The organism is Psychrobacter sp. TS_SC_6 (assembly GCF_056156305.1).
This window is the reverse complement of the sequence record NZ_CM149590.1, coordinates 498,495-521,268: the sequence shown is the minus strand read 5'-3', so window position 1 is coordinate 521,268 and position 22,774 is coordinate 498,495. Positions and strand designations below refer to the sequence as shown.

General features: G+C 42.7%; 19 protein-coding genes and 4 tRNA genes. 13 read left to right on the top strand and 10 right to left on the bottom strand.

All coding sequences use genetic code 11. The features are described from left to right. Window positions 1-62: 62 nt before the first annotated feature. The 3 genes from trxB to AC0J5Y_RS02240 all read left to right on the top strand — a co-directional run bounded on the left by trxB (window position 63) and on the right by AC0J5Y_RS02240 (window position 2,497). Complete coding sequence (gene trxB, locus AC0J5Y_RS02250; protein WP_475131344.1) at window positions 63-1,085, top strand: thioredoxin-disulfide reductase; 1,023 nt, start codon at window positions 63-65, stop codon at window positions 1,083-1,085. Beyond that, window positions 1,086-1,910, top strand: a complete 825-nt coding sequence (aat, locus tag AC0J5Y_RS02245) for a leucyl/phenylalanyl-tRNA--protein transferase (protein WP_475131343.1) — start codon at window positions 1,086-1,088, stop codon at window positions 1,908-1,910. Window positions 1,911-2,062: 152 nt separating this feature from the next. Beyond that, window positions 2,063-2,497, top strand: a complete 435-nt coding sequence (locus AC0J5Y_RS02240; protein WP_475131342.1) for a MerR family transcriptional regulator — start codon at window positions 2,063-2,065, stop codon at window positions 2,495-2,497. Window positions 2,498-2,582: 85 nt separating this feature from the next. On the opposite strand, the gene rimI is transcribed toward AC0J5Y_RS02240, so the two are convergent. From rimI to AC0J5Y_RS02195, 9 genes are all read right to left on the bottom strand, one after another. Beyond that, the gene (gene rimI / locus AC0J5Y_RS02235) at window positions 2,583-3,059 is read right to left on the bottom strand and encodes a ribosomal protein S18-alanine N-acetyltransferase (protein ID WP_475131341.1); all 477 of its coding nucleotides are present in this window, start codon (window positions 3,057-3,059) and stop codon (window positions 2,583-2,585) included. A gap of 165 nt (window positions 3,060-3,224) precedes the next feature. Further along, on the bottom strand, window positions 3,225-4,415 hold the full coding sequence (tuf, locus tag AC0J5Y_RS02230; RefSeq protein WP_475130697.1) for an elongation factor Tu: 1,191 nt from the start codon (window positions 4,413-4,415) through the stop codon (window positions 3,225-3,227). A gap of 483 nt (window positions 4,416-4,898) precedes the next feature. Continuing rightward, window positions 4,899-4,973, bottom strand: a tRNA-Thr gene (locus AC0J5Y_RS02225). Between the two features lie 117 nt (window positions 4,974-5,090). Beyond that, window positions 5,091-5,164 (bottom strand) — tRNA-Gly (locus tag AC0J5Y_RS02220). A gap of 85 nt (window positions 5,165-5,249) precedes the next feature. Beyond that, window positions 5,250-5,333, bottom strand: a tRNA-Tyr gene (locus AC0J5Y_RS02215). 67 nt (window positions 5,334-5,400) lie between these two features. Next, a tRNA-Thr gene (locus AC0J5Y_RS02210) sits at window positions 5,401-5,476 on the bottom strand. Between the two features lie 490 nt (window positions 5,477-5,966). Next, complete coding sequence (locus AC0J5Y_RS02205; protein WP_475131340.1) at window positions 5,967-7,055, bottom strand: FHA domain-containing protein; 1,089 nt, start codon at window positions 7,053-7,055, stop codon at window positions 5,967-5,969. Window positions 7,056-7,137: 82 nt separating this feature from the next. After that, window positions 7,138-7,992, bottom strand: a complete 855-nt coding sequence (locus tag AC0J5Y_RS02200; protein ID WP_475131339.1) for an RsiV family protein — start codon at window positions 7,990-7,992, stop codon at window positions 7,138-7,140. 188 nt (window positions 7,993-8,180) lie between these two features. After that, a complete protein-coding gene (locus AC0J5Y_RS02195; protein WP_475131338.1) occupies window positions 8,181-9,776 on the bottom strand; it encodes a peptide chain release factor 3 in 1,596 nt (531 codons plus the stop codon). A gap of 317 nt (window positions 9,777-10,093) precedes the next feature. Between AC0J5Y_RS02195 and AC0J5Y_RS02190 the strand changes: the two genes are divergently transcribed. The 6 genes from AC0J5Y_RS02190 (at window position 10,094) to AC0J5Y_RS02165 (ending at window position 16,869) form a co-directional block, all read left to right on the top strand. Continuing rightward, the gene (locus AC0J5Y_RS02190; RefSeq protein WP_475131337.1) at window positions 10,094-11,446 is read left to right on the top strand and encodes an MBL fold metallo-hydrolase; all 1,353 of its coding nucleotides are present in this window, start codon (window positions 10,094-10,096) and stop codon (window positions 11,444-11,446) included. A 280-nt stretch (window positions 11,447-11,726) separates the two neighbouring features. Beyond that, entirely contained in the window at window positions 11,727-12,140 is a 414-nt protein-coding gene (locus AC0J5Y_RS02185; RefSeq protein ID WP_475131336.1) for an Ohr family peroxiredoxin, read from the top strand. 217 nt (window positions 12,141-12,357) lie between these two features. Continuing rightward, window positions 12,358-15,324 (top strand): DNA polymerase I, encoded by a 2,967-nt coding sequence (polA, locus tag AC0J5Y_RS02180; protein WP_475131335.1) that lies wholly within the window; start codon window positions 12,358-12,360, stop codon window positions 15,322-15,324. A gap of 274 nt (window positions 15,325-15,598) precedes the next feature. Next, window positions 15,599-16,159, top strand: coding sequence for a hypothetical protein (locus AC0J5Y_RS02175; protein WP_475131334.1), 561 nt, complete (start codon window positions 15,599-15,601; stop codon window positions 16,157-16,159). Beyond that, the gene (locus tag AC0J5Y_RS02170; RefSeq protein WP_475131333.1) at window positions 16,147-16,299 is read left to right on the top strand and encodes a hypothetical protein; all 153 of its coding nucleotides are present in this window, start codon (window positions 16,147-16,149) and stop codon (window positions 16,297-16,299) included. The genes AC0J5Y_RS02175 and AC0J5Y_RS02170 overlap by 13 nt, the downstream gene beginning before the upstream one ends. Before the next feature lie 219 nt (window positions 16,300-16,518). Then, on the top strand, window positions 16,519-16,869 hold the full coding sequence (locus AC0J5Y_RS02165) for a hypothetical protein (RefSeq protein ID WP_475131332.1): 351 nt from the start codon (window positions 16,519-16,521) through the stop codon (window positions 16,867-16,869). An 84-nt stretch (window positions 16,870-16,953) separates the two neighbouring features. Here AC0J5Y_RS02165 and hemH read toward each other — a convergent pair whose 3' ends face one another. Next, on the bottom strand, window positions 16,954-17,973 hold the full coding sequence (hemH, locus tag AC0J5Y_RS02160) for a ferrochelatase (protein ID WP_475131331.1): 1,020 nt from the start codon (window positions 17,971-17,973) through the stop codon (window positions 16,954-16,956). Window positions 17,974-18,486: 513 nt separating this feature from the next. Here hemH and metX point away from each other — a divergent pair. From metX to trhO, 4 genes are all read left to right on the top strand, one after another. Continuing rightward, on the top strand, window positions 18,487-19,809 hold the full coding sequence (metX, locus tag AC0J5Y_RS02155) for a homoserine O-acetyltransferase MetX (RefSeq protein ID WP_475132055.1): 1,323 nt from the start codon (window positions 18,487-18,489) through the stop codon (window positions 19,807-19,809). Further along, window positions 19,806-20,423: a methionine biosynthesis protein MetW gene (metW, locus tag AC0J5Y_RS02150; protein ID WP_475131329.1), complete on the top strand. Its 618-nt coding sequence runs from the start codon at window positions 19,806-19,808 to the stop codon at window positions 20,421-20,423. Before metX ends, metW begins: the two co-directional genes overlap by 4 nt. A 396-nt stretch (window positions 20,424-20,819) precedes the next feature. Beyond that, on the top strand, window positions 20,820-21,401 hold the full coding sequence (locus tag AC0J5Y_RS02145) for a tetratricopeptide repeat protein (protein ID WP_475131328.1): 582 nt from the start codon (window positions 20,820-20,822) through the stop codon (window positions 21,399-21,401). Window positions 21,402-21,668: 267 nt separating this feature from the next. Further along, window positions 21,669-22,754, top strand: a complete 1,086-nt coding sequence (gene trhO / locus AC0J5Y_RS02140; protein ID WP_475131327.1) for an oxygen-dependent tRNA uridine(34) hydroxylase TrhO — start codon at window positions 21,669-21,671, stop codon at window positions 22,752-22,754. The last annotated feature ends 20 nt before the right edge of the window (window positions 22,755-22,774 follow it).

The window sequence follows — 22,774 nt, the reverse complement described above, 5'->3', positions numbered from 1 at the left end:
ATATCTACTTATTATTTTAACGTTGAACCTTTTCACTTTTATTGCTCTAGCAAGGAAATCTTATGGCAACTGATAATACTGCTCCACGCCACGAAAAACTCATCATTTTAGGTTCAGGTCCTGCTGGTTATTCTGCCGCTGTGTATGCAGCACGTGCCAACCTCAAGCCTGTTATGGTCACCGGTATGGAAGTCGGTGGACAGCTTACGACGACGACCGAAGTGGATAACTGGCCGGGTGATGCGCATGATTTGACTGGTCCTGCGTTGATGGATCGTATGAAAGCCCATGCCGAACGCTTTGGTACTGAATTGGTCTATGACCATATCAATAGCGTTAATTTAAATGTGCGTCCTTTTGAGCTGACTGGTAATAATGGCAATTACACCTGTGATGCTCTTATTATCTCAACCGGCGCATCAGCACAGTATCTAGGTCTAGAGTCAGAAACCAAATTCCGCGGTCTTGGCGTTTCTGCTTGTGCAACTTGTGATGGTTTCTTTTATAAAGACCAAAAAGTGGCGGTCATCGGTGGTGGTAACACGGCCGTTGAAGAAGCGCTGTATTTATCAAATATCGCCGCTGAAGTCACTTTAGTCCATCGCCGTGATAGCTTACGCTCAGAAAAAATTCTACAAGATAAACTATTTGAAAAGGCCAAAAATGGTAATGTCAAAATCGAGTGGAACCACAGCGTAAAAGAAGTAGTTGGTGATGATATGGGCGTTAATGGCGTGGTCATTGAATCTATGATTGATGGCAGCACCAAGCAACTGGATGTGTTTGGCATGTTTGTCGCGATCGGTCATAAGCCGAATACTGACTTATTCGAAGGTCAGTTAGAGATGAAAGACGGTTATCTTATAGTCAATAGCGGTCTGAATGGTAATGCCACCCAAACCAGTATCGAAGGTGTCTTTGCCGCAGGCGATGTCGCAGATAACGTCTATCGTCAAGCGATCACCTCGGCAGGTACAGGCTGTATGGCAGCACTTGATGCTGAAAAGTACCTAGATGCAATAGGCGAAACCGTTGCACAAGACCATACTTATGCTTCAACGTTGACAGCTGATAAAGAAGCGTAAATGAGCGTCTTTATTCACGATGGTCATACAACACCTGAGGCTTTTGTTCAACATATCAAGAGTCTTGGGCGTTATGACTTTCCAGAGCCAGCAATAGTAGATCCTGAAGGTATGGGTATTGTGGCTATCGGGGGAGATTTAGCTCCTGAGACGCTGATTTCTGCTTACGCACAGGGACTGTTTCCTTGGTTTAATGACGATGAACCGATTGCTTGGTGGTGCCCTGAGCCCAGATGTGTGATGCAGCCAACAGACTATCAGCCCAGTAAATCGCTACAAAAGCAAGCAAACCGTAGTCTTTGGCAGTTGACGCTGAATCAAGCTTTTGATGAGGTCATACACGCTTGTAGTTTACCGCGTAGTAATGGCGTTAATGACGATCTTAATGAAAATCAGCCTGAAGGCGAACATACTTGGATTCATGATGAGATGATTGAAGCTTATACTGAGTTACATGCTCAAGGCTTCGCGCATAGTATTGAAGTTTGGGATGATAAAGGCACGCTCGTTGGCGGTTTATACGGCTTAAAAATAGGTGGTATTTATTTTGGTGAGTCGATGTTTCATATCGCTTCTAATGCATCAAAACTGGCATTTTGGGGCTTGATGCGCTTATGTGAGCAAAGCAATGTTAATCTTGTCGACTGTCAACTCCCTAACGATCATCTTACAAGTTTAGGTGCTATCACCTTGTCACGTACTGAGTTTTTGGCTCAACTAGATATATTAATATCTAATAGTTCAAATAATTGGCACAAAAAATCGCATAAACCTCTAGCGGTATCGCTGCTAGGGAATTTGCAACCTTGGCCATTAAACCTCTAGTTTATTACTTTATTTTAAAATCTAAAATTGATCTGGCTAATCGATAGTTAAAATAGCGCGACTCGATTGAGTACCTATGACTATTATTGTTACGTTTAATCAGCAATGTTTTCATAAATCAGTAACTTACCTATCACGATCATGAGTACATTATGGCACCTGATACCTCTTTTTTATTAATAGGTAAGCTGGCAACCAAAGCCAATACTACCAAAGATACGATTCGTCACTATGATCAATTGGGGCTACTAAAATCGCGTAAGCGTCAGGCAGGTTCGCGGCTATATACTGAGTTTCATCCAGAATGTGTTGAACGTATCGAATTAATTAAAAGCGCGCAAGCAATTGGCTTTACCCTGACTGAAATCAAAGACAGCCTCAATGATTATTATGATGGGCAGCTCGATATTGACTTACAGCTGAACATTACCCAGCAAAAACTGATCCAAATCAGAAAACAACAGACGACCATCAGTTTGATGATAGAGATGTTGACCGAACGCATTGATATTCTTAAGCATATGAAGGCTGATAGTGATTATAAGCTCGACATTGATGTGTGTAAAAAGACACTGCCTTTATCCTGATAAAGAAACCTCGATACCAAACCGCATTTATTATTTGTTATTGTTTTAAATCTCAAATAATAAAAGCTGCTAATATTTTTTAAGATTAATTATAAATACGCTGCATGATTAGCGCGTCGACTGCTGGTTGATGCGCTGCTTGATAGTAGCTTTTACGTGTATGAATCACAGTAAATCCTTGCTGCTCATATAACGCAATCGCAGCAGTATTGTCTGCTCGCACTTCTAATAAAAGACTCTCTACTTGATTGGCCTTTAACGCCTCATCTAGTCTAATAAAAACTCGTGATGCTATACCTTGACGCTGATAATCAGGATGAGTACCAATGCGTAAAATCTCTGCTTGCTCAAACAATAATTGGTATAAGCAGTAGCCAATCAATTCGTTTGCAGAATTATTAATAACAATCATCAGATTGATATTCTCCTGTTCTAGCAGATCACCTATTGTTTGAGATGTCCAAGGGTCGTGTAGCTGAACCATGACTTCAATAGTAGCCACTGCTTCGACCATTTCTGTACGCTTATCTGGTTCATCTAATAGCATTTTTATATCAAACATTTGCGCCCTCTATTTGTTGGCTTTAATATCAATTATATTATCGTTGATTGTCGATACTGTCATTCTATTAGCAAACCATTCACCCACAAAAAAGCCACCCTCTTTCAAGGATGGCCTTTGACTAACTTATTAACGAAGATCAGATTACTCTGACAGCGTTAATTATTAGTTTAATACGTTAGCAACAACACCAGCGCCTACTGTACGGCCGCCTTCACGAATAGCAAAGCGAAGACCTTTGTCCATAGCGATTGGGTGGATAAGCTCTACGCCCATCTCAACGTTATCACCAGGCATAACCATTTCAGTACCTTCTTGTAATTGGATTGCGCCAGTTACGTCAGTGGTACGGAAGTAGAACTGTGGACGATAGCCGTTTAGGAATGGTGTGTGACGACCACCCTCTTCTTTTGACAATACATAGACTTCAGCGTCAAACTTGGTATGCGGCGTGATTGAACCTGGCTTAGCTAGTACTTGGCCACGTTGTACGTCTTCACGCTTAGTACCACGTAGTAGTACGCCACAGTTTTCGCCTGCACGACCTTCGTCAAGCAGTTTACGGAACATCTCTACACCAGTACAGGTGGTTTTTTGAGTGTCACGGATACCAACGATTTCGATTTCGTCGCCAACGCGTACGATACCAGATTCAACACGGCCAGTGACAACAGTACCACGACCTGAGATTGAGAATACGTCTTCGATTGGCATTAGGAATGCTTTGTCGATGTCACGCTCTGGCTCTGGGATGTAGGTGTCAAGAACGTGTAATAGTTCTACAACCGCTGGTTGACCATATTTTTCTTGTGAGCCTTTTAGGGCTTCAGTCGCAGAACCATGGATGATTGGGGTGTCATCACCTGGGAAGTCATAGTCGCTCAATAATTCACGAACTTCCATTTCTACTAGCTCTAACAATTCTTCGTCATCAACAACGTCGCACTTGTTCATGAATACAACGATGTACGGTACGCCAACCTGACGTGAAAGCAGGATGTGCTCACGAGTTTGTGGCATAGGGCCGTCAGTTGCAGATACGACTAGGATTGCGCCGTCCATCTGGGCTGCACCGGTGATCATGTTTTTAACATAATCGGCGTGACCTGGGCAATCAACGTGAGCGTAATGACGTGATGGGGTGTCATATTCTACGTGTGAGGTGTTGATGGTGATGCCACGTGCTTTTTCTTCTGGTGCTGAGTCAATAGACGCGTAGTCTTTGGCTTCGCCACCTGAAGTGATTGCAGCTACGGTTGCGATTGCAGCGGTAAGGGTGGTTTTACCGTGGTCAACGTGTCCGATGGTACCGACGTTAACATGTGGTTTTAGACGTTCAAACTTGGCCTTTGCCATGGGTATTTCCTCTTTTTTTGGTGAACATTTATCAATCAAAGATCGGTAAATAACAGTTTGACGGCTTATGATGTATGACCATCAAACTGTTGGCACTGTGTTTTTTCTATTAAACTAATATCTATTAGAATACTAGCTATAACGCTATACTATCTCTGTATTCGATATTTTAGCTGTTAAGCGTATAAATAGAGGCATTATACGTGCTTTTCAATCTGTTGAACATGACAAGTTAATATACAGTACGGCTATTGCACTACTTTATCTAACTCTTATTCATTTAATTCTTTATACAGCTCATTTATCAGTCAAAAATAACACCTACCAACAAACTGACAGCGCAAAAAGGCAACACCTCAGTGTCACCTTTGAATTATTCTCTGCCACACTGTATGTATAATTTTCGATATTTTATAATTTTGATACCAATACTGAGCTATGGACAAGCACTAGCAAAGTGAATATGAATAATATAACAATAAATGGAGCTCATATTGAGAATTGAACTCAAGACCTCTCCCTTACCAAGGGAGTGCTCTACCGCTGAGCTATATGAGCATGCTTTTAACAACTACAGTAGCCAACCACTAAGTTGCACTAAAAAAAATATCACGATACAGCAATAATAACTGACTGTCGTGATGAGTATTGATGATCTGTGCAATAGTACATATATGGAGCGGGTGGCGGGAATCGAACCCGCGTCATTAGCTTGGAAGGCTAAGGTGTTACCATTATACCACACCCGCATTTACTCTTATCTGGGTTGATTCTGATAAAGAATCATTGATTGATAGAGAGTATGCTTGGCGTTAAGACGAACTTAGAAAAATATGGTGGTGGGAGAAGGATTCGAACCTTCGAAGCTTTCGCGACAGATTTACAGTCTGTTGGGTTTGACCGCTCCCCAATCCCACCTTAGGTTGCTTTAAACAAAAATGGCTTTAGTTTAAGACATATTCATAAAAAGCTACTTTGAGAGAGATGGTGCCGACTGCCGGGATCGAACTGGCGACCTACTGATTACAAGTCAGTTGCTCTACCAACTGAGCTAAGTCGGCTTGTTCTCTCAAAGTGGTGGCTATTCTATCAAATATTTTGAGATGCGCAAGCCCTTTTTTAGTATTTTTGACTTTATTTTAATAAAAAATCTCAAGCACCTGATTATAAAGGGTTTTTGTTTTTTGAAAATAGATACTTTTACTGCTCTTATTCCAACGATCTATCTTTTAGTCAAAAAACCTAGTCACTTAAATTCTGTGGGTTGGTTATTCATTGCTCCAAACATTCAATAATTATGTAAACCTGCCAAGCGCTAATACTTATCAGCGGCAGAATTTTTAAAAGATACCGTTAAAAATTGTGATTCCTGCGATGCTAAGATAAAACTTGTTCGCTATAAAATTACTATTTAAAGCGATACAAAATTTATCCTAACATAGCCCTAATCTCTTAAAGCAAAAATACCTTAAAGCCAATCAACTACAATTTTTTCCAGTTGACCAATTTATTATTTAAATAAACAAAGATAGCCCTCTTATCAAAAATTGGCTATACCATGCCTGTATTGAACAACCACAACGCTAAGCCAATAATAATAATCGCGACAAACACCCATATAAACCAATTACCACTCGGTTTCTTTTCAACTCCTCCAGTAGTGGCAGGGTTATCCAGTGCTTGATCCATCGCATTATTGCCTGTAGTACCCAAATCGCGAGATTGACCTAGATTGGCTGTGCCCGAAAACTGTGAAGTGGCTGCCTGTTTAGCACGCAGTACATCTGGATCTGCTTCTTCTTGTAAGGCCGTCTTAGTGGTTTTGTCACGCTTTGGCTCAATGGCTGCTTCAACGACTGGCGCCTCACTTACAGGAGGCGTATCTGAAAGGGTTTCGGATACAGCGTCTTTATATAGCAAAGGCTCATCAGATAAGACGGGCTGCTCTACAAGTGACTCTTGATGAGCAGAAGGCGTTGATGTAGTTTCGGTCAGCATAGTCTCTGTCAATGCGACTTTTTCTGGTGTAATTTCGGTCAGCGTAGTTTCTATTACTTCGGGCTCAGCAGCCACGCTGACACTTGAAGTTTCAGTAGGACTATATTCTACTTCGCTCAATACAGGTTCAGCTTTATCTGCGGCGGATAAGATGTCAGTGATGCCTGTTTCTTTCATTACTGACTCATCTGTTTGAGCGGCGCTAACAATCGGCTCTGCTTCGACAATAGGCGCAATCTCAATATCAGGGCTCAACATTAACGTTGGTTTATCAGTCTCTACTTGCTCATGAATAACAGTAGCAGCCACTGGCTGGCTTACCTGAAAAATAAAGCTTGCAAACCCAAGCGTATCTTCTGCTGCTAACTGCTTAGATTCATTGGCGGCGATACGCTCATCATTAATAAAAGTGCCGTTTGACGACTCTAGATCTTTTACGTATAGCTGACCGTTTAAGACACTCAGTTGTGCATGGTTGCGTGAAATTTGCTTGCTACCTAGTACCAGATCATTATCACTACCACGGCCTACAGAGAGGCTGTCAGTGACTGTTAATGTCAGATCACCAAGTGCCTCTGTCAAGGCTTTCAACTGCCATGCGTTGGTCGTTGCGGTATTCATATTATCGATATCGTTTGTCATGCGATGACTCCTTATTTATTATTAAATATTCATGATGATCATTAGCTGATCCATTCTATTGTATCTGACGTTTACAGCTATATTATTTAGGGATAAAGCGCGGTTGTATAATACCGCTAAGCTTACTATAAGGAATGCTAAGCACTGGCATACCATAGGCATAGGGAGCAATAGCATAATGCTGATAACGAATATCAACCCCTTTATCTGTCAATGTGACGTTATCACTTAAGGTAAATGGCCAATTTTTTTCGTAGTTTTTCACATCTTTATCGATCGTTTTCACCCATTCTTTATAAGTATTGTAGGCAAGTGCCTTAAACTGTGGATTTTTACCGCTTTGCAGCATATCCGCCAGTTTTATTTGCTTTCTCGTCTTTTGGTCAAACACTAGATATTCGCTATACGGCATTCCATGTGCGCCGCCAGTAAAGACATATGAGCTTATCTCGAACATCTCAAAATCATTAATATGACCCACATACTCAGGTGTCACCATTAGGCTATAGGTAAATGCACTGTCACTCGGTAGCTCATTAAATTGCGAGGCAGCAAAACCATCAAGCGCACTTTTGACAGTAGTTGAAGTGGCCTTGGTAGTGATAGGCGCAGATTCAGAGGGTCTACTATTTACAACCAGCATATTGATACGTTGATTGGTGATATCATTTATCCACTTATGATTGGTTTTAAGATATTTAACTTCAATCTCCGGACAGTTATCACGCGCCGTGCAGGTTTCTTGTAATTTTTCGGGTAACTGATAATCGAGATACTCTGTGCTACTAAAAAGGCTACCGGCATATGCTGAGAAGCTTAACGTGCCAAACAGCAACGCACTACTTACTATTGACAATAAACGCAGCCTACCCACATCCGTAGAAGATTGCTGGACTGATTGTGACTCAATAATAGGACGTTGATTAGCAGTTTTCATATAGCCTCTTTAATATATCTATAGGATTTACTGATATTCTACCGTAACCTTTATCTTATATTGTAGGAACACTGTTCGTGTTTTTTCTAGAATCATAGGGATTAAAATCAATAATACGCTATTTGATAAGCTAATAAAAAAGACACGATAACGTGTCTTTTAAGATGAACAAAGTGGAATGATGGATTTTAGTGCTCACGCGTATTGCTAAACGACACTTCTGGATAGCGATCTTGCATCAGCTGCAAGTTCACCCGTGATGGCGCAAGATAAGTCAGATGACCACCGCCATCTAGCGATAGTTGGTCATGGGCTTTTTTCTTAAACTTCGCCAGTGCCACTTCATCATCGCAATGTATCCAGCGTACCGTCGCAATCGATACCGGCTCAAAGATACACTGTACTTTATACTCTTCTTTGAGACGATGGGCGACCACTTCAAACTGTAGCACACCAACCGCGCCTAAGATCAAATCATTATTAATCTGCGGCATAAATACCTGTGTTGCACCCTCTTCACTCAACTGCTGTAGACCTTTCTGCAGAGCTTTTGATTTAAGCGGATCTTTTAGAATAACACGGCGGAATAGCTCAGGGGCGAAATGCGGGATACCGGTAAAGTTGAGCTCTTCACCTTCAGTGAAACTATCGCCGATAGAGATGGTGCCATGATTGTGTAAACCAATTATATCACCCGGATAGGCTTCTTCTAACGCTTCACGGTCACCTGCCAAAAAGGTCAAGGCATCAGCAATACGTACATCCTTACCCAAGCGTACATGCTTTAATTTCATACCTTTTTCGTACTTGCCTGAGCAGACACGTAAAAATGCAATGCGATCACGATGACGCGGATCCATGTTTGCCTGAATCTTAAAGACAAAACCACTAAACGTTGTTTCAGTCGCAGCTACTTCACGTTCATTAGTCGGATGCGCTTTTGGTGGCGGCGCATATTTGATTAAAGTATCAAGTACCATATTGACGCCAAAGTTACCCAGCGCTGTACCGAATAATACGGGTGTCATCTCACCGGCTAAAAACTCGTCAACATCGAAGTCTTCTAGCGCCATTTGTACCAACTCTAGTGACTCTTCAAACGAGGCAAACATCAAAGCGCCCAAGCGCTCACGGATATCAGGATAATCATAGCCTTCGCGCGTCTCGGCGACCGTCATATCACCGCCATGACCTTTCTCATAAAAATAGGTTTTGTTTTCGGTTAAATGATAGACGCCAACGAAATCCTGTCCCATACCGATAGGCCAAGTGATGGGAATACATTTAATCTTTAATACTGCTTCGATTTCACTCAATAGCTCAAGCGGCTCACGAATCTGGCGGTCAAGTTTATTGACGAATGAGATGATGGGCGTATCACGCATCCGACAAACCTCCATCAATTTGATGGTACGTTCTTCGACACCTTTTGCGCCATCGACCATCATCAGCGCACTGTCTACAGCGGTCAGAGTACGATAGGTATCTTCACTAAAGTCAGCGTGACCCGGTGTATCTAGCAGGTTGACCATATGTTCTTTATAAGGGAACTGCATGACCGAAGTGGTAATAGAAATACCACGCTCCTGCTCCATACTCATCCAATCAGATGTCGCATGGCGGTCGGTTTTACGACCTTTGACCTCGCCCACTACTTGAATCGCTTTACCCCATAACAGCAGCTTTTCGGTCATCGTCGTCTTACCAGCATCAGGATGCGAGATGATGGCAAAGGTGCGGCGTTTGGCCACTTCTTTATTTAATTTCTTTGGATCTACGCTCATAATGAATAACTTATCGTTAAATTTTGGAAGAAAAAACAAGAATTTATAAAAGGTTTAACAGTAAATGTGATGGATTTTGGTGCACGTATTGTAGCGGATTTATGGTTAAGATACTATTCATCCCTTAGCTTGCAACAGCCTTATTTACACCGTTTATCTAGATCCATGATTTTTACAAAACACTCATTTAATTGTATAAGAAGCCTGTTTGACAATCAAAACACCATCATACAACATTGATTAATCAAAGATTTTTATTAAAAGAGATAAACACAATCCTATGTTAGTCATTGTAAAACTATTAGAAGGAAACGGTTATGTTGATTGAAAAGATTAAGACACCTGGGCTTGCCCATCTATCTTATCTGGTAGGGTCAGGTGGTCAAGCTGCAGTGATAGATCCTCGCCGTGACTGCGCGATTTATGTAGAAAAGGCACGGGCACAAGGGTTAGAGATCACTCATATATTCGAAACTCATCGTAACGAAGACCTTGTTTCCGGTGCTCCGATTCTAGCAGAAATGACCGGCGCCAGTGTTCTTCACGGTCCGAACCCAGAACAGCCTATCGTCTATGCCCAAACGGTGCGCGATGGTGATTGCTTTACCATTGGTCAGCTTGAAATACGTGTTTTAGAAACGCCCGGTCATACTGATGACCATCTTGCCTATGCTCTATTTGACACAGCTTACCCCGATAAAGCTGTAGCGGTCTTCACCGGAGATGCCCTATTCGTCGGTGACGTCGGCCGTACTGACTTCTATCCTGATAGAGCTGAGGAAGTCGCAGGTCTACTCTATGATTCGCTACAAAAAATCTTAGCACTAGGTGATCAGGCAATTATACATCCTGCACACGGCGCGGGCTCTGTCTGCGGATCAGGTATAGCAGAGCGTGAATTCTCTAGCGTCGGTCACGAAAGATTGAATAACCCACGTTTACAATTCACAGATCGCGACGCCTTTATCCGCTTTAAGATCAGCGAAAACCATTATCAGCCGCTTTATTTCAAACTGATGGAGCGCTTGAACATGGAGGGTGGTACTGCACCTCCGTCTGTCATTCGACCGCGCAGTCTTTCGCTACAGCAGTTGAAAAGCTGCGATGCCGATCATCTGATTGATATTCGAGAACCGATGGCTTATGCTTCCGGCCATTTACCGGGAGCGATGAGCCTACCTGTGAGCATGATTTCCGCCTTTGCCGGGTGGTACATCCGTGAAGGCGAAAGCTTGGTATTAGTTGCCTCCGATGAGGCACAGCTCGCTACTGCTATGGAACATCTGGTGCGGATTGCCCTTGATAACGTATTAGGTGGCTATGTCGGCGTGGTTCCCGCTGCTGCGAAAGGTGAAAAAATGCAGCAAACCCCTATGGTTGATACTAGCGAGGTTGAATCTCGTCTAAAGAATAATATTGAAGGTTGGACACTTCTCGATGTCCGTGATGCCGATGAACGAGCGACTGTTGCAATCGAGGGATCACAGCACATATATGTTGGTCATCTTAATAAATGTTGGCGTGAACTTGATAAGAAGCATCATTACACCTTGATGTGTGCTAGCGGAGCGCGGGCCACAATAGCCGCAGGATGGCTTGCAAGTCAAGGTTTTGAAAACATCGATATTTATCTTGGTTCGATGGGCGCATGGCAAGCGGCTCATAAATAAATCTATAGATACAAGCTATTTTTATGAGCAACGATTTGTTTTGACTCAATCAGTCTTATCGCTTTCACTTTACCGTAACGACTATTGATAGAAAGTTAGTTATAATCTAATTTTACTGAAAAAACTAACTTACAAATTCACAGCATACTTTTACTACCGCTATATCAAGCGTGCCTATTGCTCTGTTATGCTAGATGGGCTATTTAGAAGTTAGCTATAACAAGACTTACAAAATACTATCTAGAAATGATAGAAAACAATTTATATAAAAGGATACATTATGGAAACCCTATATTCGACTAAAGCCTCTGTCACTGGCGGTCGTGCAGGTTGTGCTAGCGTGCAAGACAGCGATTTAACGATCAATATGGTGGCACCTGGTTCTGGTAAAGACGGTAATAACCCAGAGCAACTATTTGCTATGGGCTATGCTGCTTGTTTTGATGGTGCACTTGGTGCCGTCAAAGGGGTAGAAAAAGCAAAGTTTGATTCTACTACTGAAGTATCAGTAGATTTAAAGAAAGGCGAAGGCCTAGACTTTAAATTGGCCGTTAAAATCCATGTCATCGGTGAAAACACAGAGCTGTCAGCGGATGAATTCCAGCAATTGGTTGAGAAAGCCAATAAGGTCTGCCCATATTCTAAAGCTACACATGGTAATGTTGATAGCGAAGTAACCTCAGAAGTAAAATAAGCTGTTAATAACAACGACAGTTGCCATAAAAAAAGAACTCAGTTGATCTGGGTTCTTTTTTTTATAGATTATCATTAGAGCGCAGACAACGTGGCTTCTTATTACGTTATTCATTCTATTGGTTCATCATCCATTCGGCACGTGGTAGTTTTATCGTTATAATGAAGGTATCTTTTTACCCAATACTTGCTACCCCACATTTAATAAGTGACTTTTTATGACTGCCAACGATCACAACTCTCACTCGCCTATTAATCCCAATACGCTACCGAATTTTGCAACGATGCCCAATGTGGCGACAATGGACACCGCGCATGTGGACAAAAACCAGCCACCTTTTATCTTGGTCGATGGCTCTTATTATCTGTTTCGTACCTATCATGCGCTGCCAAAAACCATGCAAAACTCGCAAGGGCTAGTCACCAATGCAATACGTGGCACCCTCAATGCGCTACTAAAGCTCATGCGCCGCTATCATCCAACCCATATGGCAGTTTGTTTTGATACCAAGTCCCCGACCTTTCGTCATGCGATGTCAGAAGAGTACAAAGCCAATCGTCCAAAAATGGATATCGAGCTTGCCGAGCAGATTCCTTATATCCACAGTTTGGTTGCTGCCCTAGGAATCCCGTTATTACGTATCGAAGGCGCAGAAGCGGACGATATTATCGGTACGCTCGCCTATCGTGCAGTTGCCGAAGGTCATCATGTGGTTATCTCAACTGGCGATAAAGACATGATGCAGCTGATTAATGACTGCGTGATATTAGAAGACAGCTTCACGGGCAAGATTACCGATAGTGCTGGTGTGGTTGAAAAATTCGGTATCAACCCTGAGCAGATGATAGATTTTTTAACCTTGATGGGCGATTCCTCTGACGGTATCAAAGGCGTGCCCGGTATTGGTAAAAAGACCGCCAAAGACTTGCTAAATGAATATGGCACTATCGACAATATGCTCAAAAATGTCGCCAATATCAAAGGGCGTGCTGGCAAAAACTTGCTCGAATATGCTGATGATATTCCGATGAACGCGCAGCTGGCAACCATTGTCACTGATTTAGAAGTGGGGCAAGACTGGCAAGATTTAAAAATAAACACTGATCCTTGTGCCTACATCGATGAGCTACGTGAGCTATATAGTGAGCTTGAATTTAGAAATGAGCTAGCCTCGCTCGATCACCCTAATCATCCCGCCAATGGTAATGGGCATGGTACACAAAGTGTTGCTCATAGTCAGGCTGATGCTGAGTCGCAAGCGCAAATCGCTAAATCCCTACAATCAAGCACCATCGGTGATATTACCGATAGCAAAAGTCGTGATAGAGCATGGCATACTATCTTAGACGAGCCTGCCTTTGACAACTTAGTTCAATTATTAGCCTCTGCACCGCATTTCGTCATTGATACTGAAACCACTAGCGTTTATTGGCGTCAGGCTGAATTGGTTGGCTTATCTTTTGCTGTGCAAGCACACGAAGCTTATTATGTTCCGCTGACTCATGCGCTAGAAGGCGATGAATTAACAGCAAAACAGCTAGACCGCGATACCGTATTAGCGCGCTTAAAACCCCTTCTGGAAAACCCAAACATCGGTAAAATCGGTCAACATTTAAAGTACGACGCCCATATTCTCAGTCATTATAATATCGACTTAGTAGGCAGCATTCATGACAAGCCCAATAATTGGGCGATGGATACCATGCTTGCCAGTTATGTAATTAATGCTGCCATTACCCGTCATGGTATGGATGATTTAGCACGGCATTACCTGCAAACGCAGACCATCAGCTTTGAAGATGTCGCTGGTAAAGGCGCTAAGCAAGTGAGTTTCGATCAAGTGGCGATTGATATTGCTAGCGACTATGCTTGTGAAGATGCTGACATTACTTATCAATTATTTGAGCTGTTTAGTCAAAAGCTTGTTGATGATACCAATAACGCTAAGCTGCTACATGAGCTTGAGATTCCAACTGCAGAGATACTGTGCCAAATGGAAGCAAACGGTATCTTAATTAGGCGTCCATTTTTAAACGAGCTGTCTAAACGCTTTGATGAAGAAATCATTGCCCTAGAAAAACGTGCGTACGAAGTCGCCGGTGAAGAGTTTAATCTTGGCTCCCCTAAGCAGCTTGGAGAGATGTTATTCGATAAGCTTGGCGTCGTGGGTGGCAAAAAAACCAAAACCGGTCAATATTCTACTGGCGAAGCCGTCTTATCAAAAATCGACCATCCTTTGGTCGATATTACTCTAGAATATCGCGGACTCTCTAAGCTTAAAAGCACCTATACCGATGCGCTGGATAATGTGGCAGATGGCAAGACTGACCGTGTGCATACCAGCTACCATCAAGCATTGACCAGTACTGGGCGTTTATCGTCTACCGATCCCAATTTACAAAACATCCCTATTCGTACCGCCACTGGTCGCTTGATTCGTCAAGCATTTATCGCACCAGAAGGTCGGGTGATATTGGCCGCCGATTATTCACAAATTGAGCTGCGTTTGATGGCGCATTTCTCAGGCGATAAGAACTTAACGCATGCCTTTAATGAAGGTTTGGACATTCATGCGGCCACCGCCGCTGAAGTGCTTGGTAAAGAGGTTGCAGAGGTTACAGCAACCGAGCGCCGTAATGCCAAAGCCATTAACTTTGGTCTGCTCTATGGCATGAGTGCCTTTGGACTTGCCAAACAGTTACAGATGAGCCGTAGTGAGGCGCAAGACTATATCGATATGTATTTTGAACGCTATCCTGGCGTCAAAGACTATATGATCAATACGCGTGCCAGCGCTTATGAGCACGGCTATATCGAGACGATATTGGGTCGTAAGCTTTATACCCCTGATATCAATCACAGCAATCGTATGGTCAAACAAGGCGCTGAACGCGCTGCGATTAATGCACCTCTCCAAGGCTCAGCCGCTGATTTGATTAAGCTTGCTATGATTGCCGTCGACAAAGTACTGCCTAAAGAGCAGGCAAAAATGCTACTGCAAGTACATGATGAGCTAGTGTTTGAAGTCGATGCAGATAAAGTTGATGAAATCAGCCAACTGATTACCGATGCTATGCAAGATGTGTTGACAATGACAGCTGCCCAAAAAGGCTGGCACGTTGATTTTGCTGTGCCGTTATTGGTTGAGACTGATAGTGGTCAGAATTGGGATGAGGCGCATTGATTGCTGACCTAAATTGACATAGAAGTGCAATGAGCAGATTTTCTAAGTTCTCGTAGAGTACAAAGATAAAACGAATCTGCCCATTTTCAAACGGTATTGCCCACATTAACACTCACTTGTAACCAACAATCACTTGTAACCAGTTGAACAAATTAACTAAACACCTAAAAGTAAAATTGGCGTTATAATAGCTTATCATTAAACTGTGTGTGATTGGACTGTGCATGTTTGGATAGTATCGATCTACTTACTGTGAGCCTTAGCGCTCACTTTTTTGTTTTTTAAAAATGAGGAGATTTTTATCTCAACGTCATATGCCATCGCAGAAGCCCTCAGTGCTCTGATTTTATTCATCTGCCTGCTGCGTTGCGGGCAGTATGCGCTGCAGAATCCGATCAAAAACGTGCGTGTTTTCTGGTTAGCAGCCGTACTGGTGTTTTTTGCCGTGATACGCCGAGAATTAAATCATTTACCCGACTTATTTATTCCCAGTGACTTTATGTTGCTCAGCCATTCATATGACTGGTGGGAGGATGCCGTTCTGATGGTTGTTTACTTACTGATTGTTGGCTTGCTTGCTTATTCTAGACATTACCTATGGGCAGTATTAAAAAAAGTACCGGTATCGTTATACTTAATATTGGCGGCATTGGCTTTGTTGCAGTACATGGGTGAAAACGCGATTGTGTTTTCCAAAGACTTTGGCGTCATCGTCGAAGAGCTGACCGAAACGGTGATTTATGTGATTGCCTTAATATATTTATGGCGTTTCAAACCGCTTATGTTTGAAAGACGCTTGCCACCTAATAAGCACCATTCATCATGCCAAGCGTAGCAATCACTGGTCATGATAGCAACAAACTGTCACGGACTCACTATCCCATTGGCTTCCCCGCTAAAATACTGTATACAGCATCGCAAGTCGCACCTGACTCATTAATACGCTTTGTCAATAGTAAAATCGGTACTAAATAAATTTATATTATAAAGTTCAAAAGTAACATGACAATATTTAAACGGCTACCAAGATTTGGCAGCCGTTTTTTTACGGTTAAATAAGCAACCTTCGTACATATTTTTAACATCCTGTGACACCTTACTACTAGAGGCAAAGATGATAAGCGGACAAAATAGCTATACGACCACCTTTGAACCCTAATAAGCTTGTTAACTACAAAAACTAAGGAATACAGTATGGAACACTCAAAAACCCCGCTACCAGAAGAGATGAATCACATCGAAGTTGATGAAAATATTGATAATGATATCGATGAAGATAACCAAGGTAACCAAGAGGTCGATTTGGACAATCCTATGCTGCATGTTATCAACAATGATGACTTCGACGATGAGGCAGGATTTAATAATTCGCAAGTCGGAAGTGATGCAACTCAAGGTCTGACCCCCATACATCATCAAAATATCGATGAATCCCGTATTGATGAGTTGCTGGTTGAAGAGAATTTAGATGATAGCCACTACCCCAGTATTGCCGACATTGCTGACAAGGACGCAGCAAAACTAAGCCATGACAATGACTTTTAAACAACTTTTAGAAAATTATTGATAAAAAAATACCGAACGCGATGCTCGGTATTTTTTTGAATATTCATTTGATATTAAAAACGTTTATGCCCAACCATCCAAAGTCCCTGCCCAACCTTTTACCAATGGCGCACTCATGGCTTCTAACAAATCTATATGTGCTTCATCAGCGTTGAGGGCTGGAATATAATGGTATTCTTGCCCGCCAGCATGCAGGAAAGTCTCGCGGTTTTCGATAGCCAATTCTTCCAAGGTTTCTAAGCAGTCTGCCGAAAACGCAGGACTAAGAATCTGTACCGAACGCACACCCGACTTACCCCAGTCTTCAAGCACCACATCGGTATAGGGCTTAATCCACTCCTGCTTACCAAAGCGTGACTGGAAACTGATAATCCATTCATCTGATTTTAGACCAAGCTCATGAGCCACTTGTGCCGCCGTACATTTACAGCGTTTTGGGTACGGATCGCCTTTATCAGCATAAGGCTGCGGAATACCATGAAAGCTAAACATGAGCTTTTCAGGCTTGCCATGTACCGCTTGAAAACGACGGATGCTATCTGCTAATGCTTTAATATATAAAGGATGAGCAAAGTAATCTTTAACTATCGTTATATTGGGCAAATTACGCTGCTTCAGCGACCACTTAGTAATCGCATCATAAACCGCACCTGTTGAAGTCGCCGAATACTGCGGAAACACGGGTAACATGACGAAATGGTCAACCCCTTCGCTACGCAATTGATCCATGACATCAGGCAAACCCGGATTACCGTAGCTCATCGCGGCATGAACAGACACACGAAATGGCGCAGCACGGTCAGCCAAACGCTTGTCTAACATCTCAACTTGCGCGTTAAGAATATTGCGCATCGGCGAATCACCATCCCAAATACTGGCATATGCTTCTGCTACCCGTTTCGGGCGACTTGGCAACACAAATAGATTGAGGATAATCGCCCATAAGAATTTTGGGATTTCAATCACACGCGGATCGGACAAAAACTGTTTAAGATAACGACGGACGGCAGGCGCAGTCGGCTCATCTGGTGTACCAAGGTTGACAAGTAATACAGCAATACGGGGAGGCAGTTCAGGTTTCATAGCAGCACTGTTTTATAGTTGAGTTGATGAAGGAGGCTCTACAAAAAATTGTTAAGACAGTATTCAATGAGCACGCCGTTAGTGTAGCATTTTAACCCTTGATAACGCATGGCAAAAGTGTGCTTGTACAATTTGACACGCAGTTATCATTACTTTCCTACGTCGATAGCGCCTAAAACTTGTAGCAATGACCCAGCATTTTTTTCGATTGGCTTAATAACATAAAAACTAAGTATGAAAGGCTGCGCTTGAAGGTTGTACTCATATGCGCATCGCCCTACAATAGGCAAGCACATGGTCAAAAAAAACAGTGTAGATAAAACGCTTTTAGTAAACCATTTAAAAATATCGGCAAAACGAGTTGTCGATACAGTGTCCTTCTTATTTTATTGATGATTGTTGTCTTGTGAGGTAGCTTTGAACGCACGCCCTGATAATACCAGTGACCAGTCCGCCACAGATAAAAGCAATGCTAAAGGCAATGCTAAAAGCTCAATCAACACTGAGGAATTATTGAACTCAGTCGGAGTCGTCACGCCCCAGACTCTTCATTTCGCTGAGCCATTAACTCTAGAGTGTAATCGCACTTTACCATCATTCGATTTGATTATCGAAACCTATGGTACGCTTAATAGCGACAAGTCAAATGCTGTGCTGATTTGCCATGCCCTATCAGGCAGTCATCACGCAGCAGGCTTTCATAGCGATGAAGATCAAAAAGCTGGCTGGTGGGACAATATGATCGGACCCAATAAGTCCATCGATACCAATCGATTTTTTGTGGTCTGCGTCAATAATATTGGTAGCTGCTTTGGCTCTACTGGCCCCACGACAATAAATCCAGATAGCAGTCAAGCACAAGTATATGGACCTGACTTTCCTCTGGTCACTATCAAAGACTGGGTCAAGACCCAAGCCATGCTTGCAGATCGCTTGGGCATTGACATTTGGCATGCCGTCGTCGGCGGTTCAATGGGTGGTATGCAAGCACTGCAATGGTCAGTAGATTACCCAAACCGTTTAAAACGTTGCGTGGTCATTGCCAGTACGCCCAAGCTCTCTGCCCAAAACATCGCTTTTAATGAGGTGGCACGCCAGTCTATTTTATCAGATCCTGACTTTAAAGACGGGCGCTATCTGTTAGCAGGTACTTATCCTCGCCGAGGGCTTATCCTTGCGCGAATGGTAGGACACATTACCTATCTGACTGACGATGCGATGAAAGCCAAGTTTGGCCGTGATTTAAAGTCCGGCAAGTTTATGTATGGCTATGATGTTGAGTTCCAAGTCGAAAGCTATCTGCGCTATCAAGGTGAGCGCTTTAGCGAAAATTTCGATGCCAATACCTATTTGCTCATGACCAAAGCGCTAGATTACTTTGACCCGACACGGGATTATCCATTAGAGTCTGCTATAGATTCGTCGCCAGAATCTTTAGCCTCGTCCCTTACTGAGTCTGTAAAAGCGGACAGTAGCGAAGATGAGCTAGCAAATACTTTAGCGGACAGTGCGGATATCGACCACATAAGTGCAAGCAATCATCAAGAGCTGACCGCATTGAAAGCCGCCTTTGCCCATACTGAATGCCAGTATCTGATTGTGTCATTTACCACGGATTGGCGTTTTGCTCCCGAGCGCTCACAAGAGATTGTCGATGCGCTGATGGCGACTGGTAAACCGGTCAGCTATATCAATGTCGATGCGCCGCACGGGCATGATTCTTTCTTATTTGATATTCCGCGTTATATGGGCGCTGTCAAAGGCTTCCTAAACGCACCATTTATGACTGATAACCGAGACCCAAACAGCCAAAAAACATTAGGAGCGCGCTCATGAGAATGGATCATCAATTGGCTGAGCGTTGGATTGCCCCACATTCACATGTACTTGACTTAGGCTGCGGTAATGGCGAGCTGCTCGCGCATTTACAGAAAAATCGCGGCGTAACTGGGTATGGACTTGAGATTGACGAGGACAAGATCAATGAAGCCATCGCTAATGGTTTATCCATTGTTGAACAAGACTTGAATGATGGCTTGGCGCGTTTTGCTGATAATAGTTTTGATACTGTAGTAATGGCACGTGCACTACAAGCAGTCAAATCGCCCGATATACTGTTGCTTGATATGCTGCGCGTCGCTCGTGAAGCGGTTATTACTTTTCCTAATTTTGCCCATTGGCAGAACCGAATACATTTGGGTTTGAAAGGTATTATGCCGGTCTCAGAAGCGCTGCCTTATGAGTGGTACAACACCCCAAATATTCATCTATGCACCTTTAAGGATTTTGAGAAACTGTGCGCGCAGCATGATATTCATATTATCAATCGTTTTGCCGTCAGTGATTCTGAAAAAGGGCATTCACCGTTGATGACAGCATTGATAAGACAAGCACCAAACCTACTGGCAGATGTCGCTATTTATCGCGTCACCAAACAAAGACCTAAATGATATTTGCTAGCTCTTATTAAAAGGAATATTGACACCTATAAGTACAACCTTAACCTTAATAGAGTCTTAATCTATTCATACGCATAAGTAACTCTATGATTTTATTGAGGACAATGGGGTATAGATAGACAGTAAATCGTGTAATTAGTATTTGAGTTTCGTAAGTTTGGGTGTTAAGCTAGCGAAATAGTGTCAACTGCACCCTGATTAATACCGTTTGTCGGTTTTATTGGAATCTATTGGCACATGATAACGATTAATTATATTGCTAATAATTAGGTAAGTTGGTCTTGCAAGATGTCGCCTAATTGTTATCGCCGTCTAACTGTCTTTTGCGAGACAATGTTTAGCGGGACAATTTTTTTTGCTTATTAACTGCCTAATTTTGGAGCTGCTATGAAATTATTAAAAGCTGCGTTGTTTACTGCCATTTTTTCTTTTGCAGGTTTTGCCAACGCTGAGTTGATATCAAACGTACCACTTGATACGTCACGTTTTGAGCTAATGTCTGTCAGCGAGTTATCTAGTCGCGCCGCTCAAGGTAATGACCACGCTCAATTTTACCTAGCCAAGCGTTTACAAAAAGGCGAAGGTATGGCCCAAAACACTCAACAAGCCGTTCAGTGGTATACCAAAGCAGCTCAGCAAGGCGTTGCCCCTGCTCAGCTTAATTTAGCTATCATGTACTTGCGCGGTGAAGGCGTACAGCCTAACTTGCAACAAGCACGCTCTTGGTTGGAAAAGGCCGCTATGCGTGGTGATAACCGTGCCAGCTATACGCTTGCCTTATTAGATGAAAAGCAAAAAAATCTCGTCGATGCCTATAAATGGTACGACTTAGCTGCCCGTGACGGTATGCTAGATGAAAAAGTACGTAACAAAGCACGCGGTAAAATCGGACAATTGGCATTGAACTTATCAAGCTCAGACATCGCTAGCGCTCGTAGCAAAGCCGATACTTGGTTTCAGAGTAAATAAGCTTTAATTTACTTTATACAATGAATATGCAAAAAGCTCAGTATTTTACTGGGCTTTTTTATTGACTATTTTTATCATCGCCTATATCTGACTTAAGAAGGATAAAACCTCCAAAATATTCCTAAAATTTGTTACACTATGCTCGCATTAGCCAATTCCACAATCGTGCTAGTGTTATGAATCTTACCAACTCATTCTAATCGTTAATGATAAAAAGCACCTTAACCCAATGCACTAGGTTTGCGACCTAGCCAGCAGGAGAAAAACATGAGTACCAATCAAGATAGCAATGCCAAAAATAGCATCCAAGAAAGCACTGCAACTAATAGCAAAGCGGCGCCTGCTTACGACAGCGTGACCAATAATATAGTCGTTGCCGCTCTTTATAAGTTTACGCGCTTTGCTGACTTTGAAGAGTACCGCGACCCAATTCTAAATACCATGCTCGAAAATGAGGTCAAAGGCACCTTACTAATCGCCAGTGAAGGCATTAATGGGACCATTTCTGGTAGCCGTCAAGGCATCGATAACATCCTTGAGTATCTACGTGGTATCGAAGCGATTGGCAGTTTTACTTTTAAAGAATCTTATACCGATGCCCAACCTTTTTATCGCACCAAAGTAAAGCTTAAAAAAGAAATCGTCACTATGGGTGTTGAGAATATCGACCCATTACAATCGGTTGGGCGCTACGTTAAGCCAAGCGATTGGAATGCGCTTATCTCAGATCCTGATGTGATTCTAATTGATACGCGTAATGATTATGAAGTAAAAATTGGTACGTTTCAAAATGCTGTGAATCCGAATACAGAAACCTTCCGTGAGTTCCCAGCATATGTGGCAAAAGAGCTAGACCCCGCTAAGCATAAAAAAGTCGCCATGTTCTGTACGGGCGGTATCCGCTGCGAAAAATCAACGGCATTTATGCGCGAGCAAGGATTTGAAGAAGTTTATCATTTAGAGGGCGGCATTTTAAAATATCTAGAAGAAGTACCAGCCAGCGATTCTATGTGGGAGGGTGATTGCTTTGTCTTTGATAACCGTGTCTCAGTCAATCACAACTTAGAAAAAGGCAGTTATGAGCAGTGTTTTGCCTGTCGTATGCCGATTACGCAAGATGAGATGAAAAGCCCTGCCTACATAAAGGGTGAGTCATGTCCGCACTGTATCGATAAAGCGACCGACGAGCAAAAAGCACGCTTTCGTGAGCGTGAGCATCAAATGCAATTGGCACAAAAACGTGGTGAAGCCCATATCGGTAGTGACGTCATTGATGTCATCGAGAAGCGCAAAGCAGCTAAGGTTGAAGCCCGCCGTCAAGCAGACGCAGCCAATAAAACTAAAGCTGGCTAAGTTTATGCCTTAGAAATATG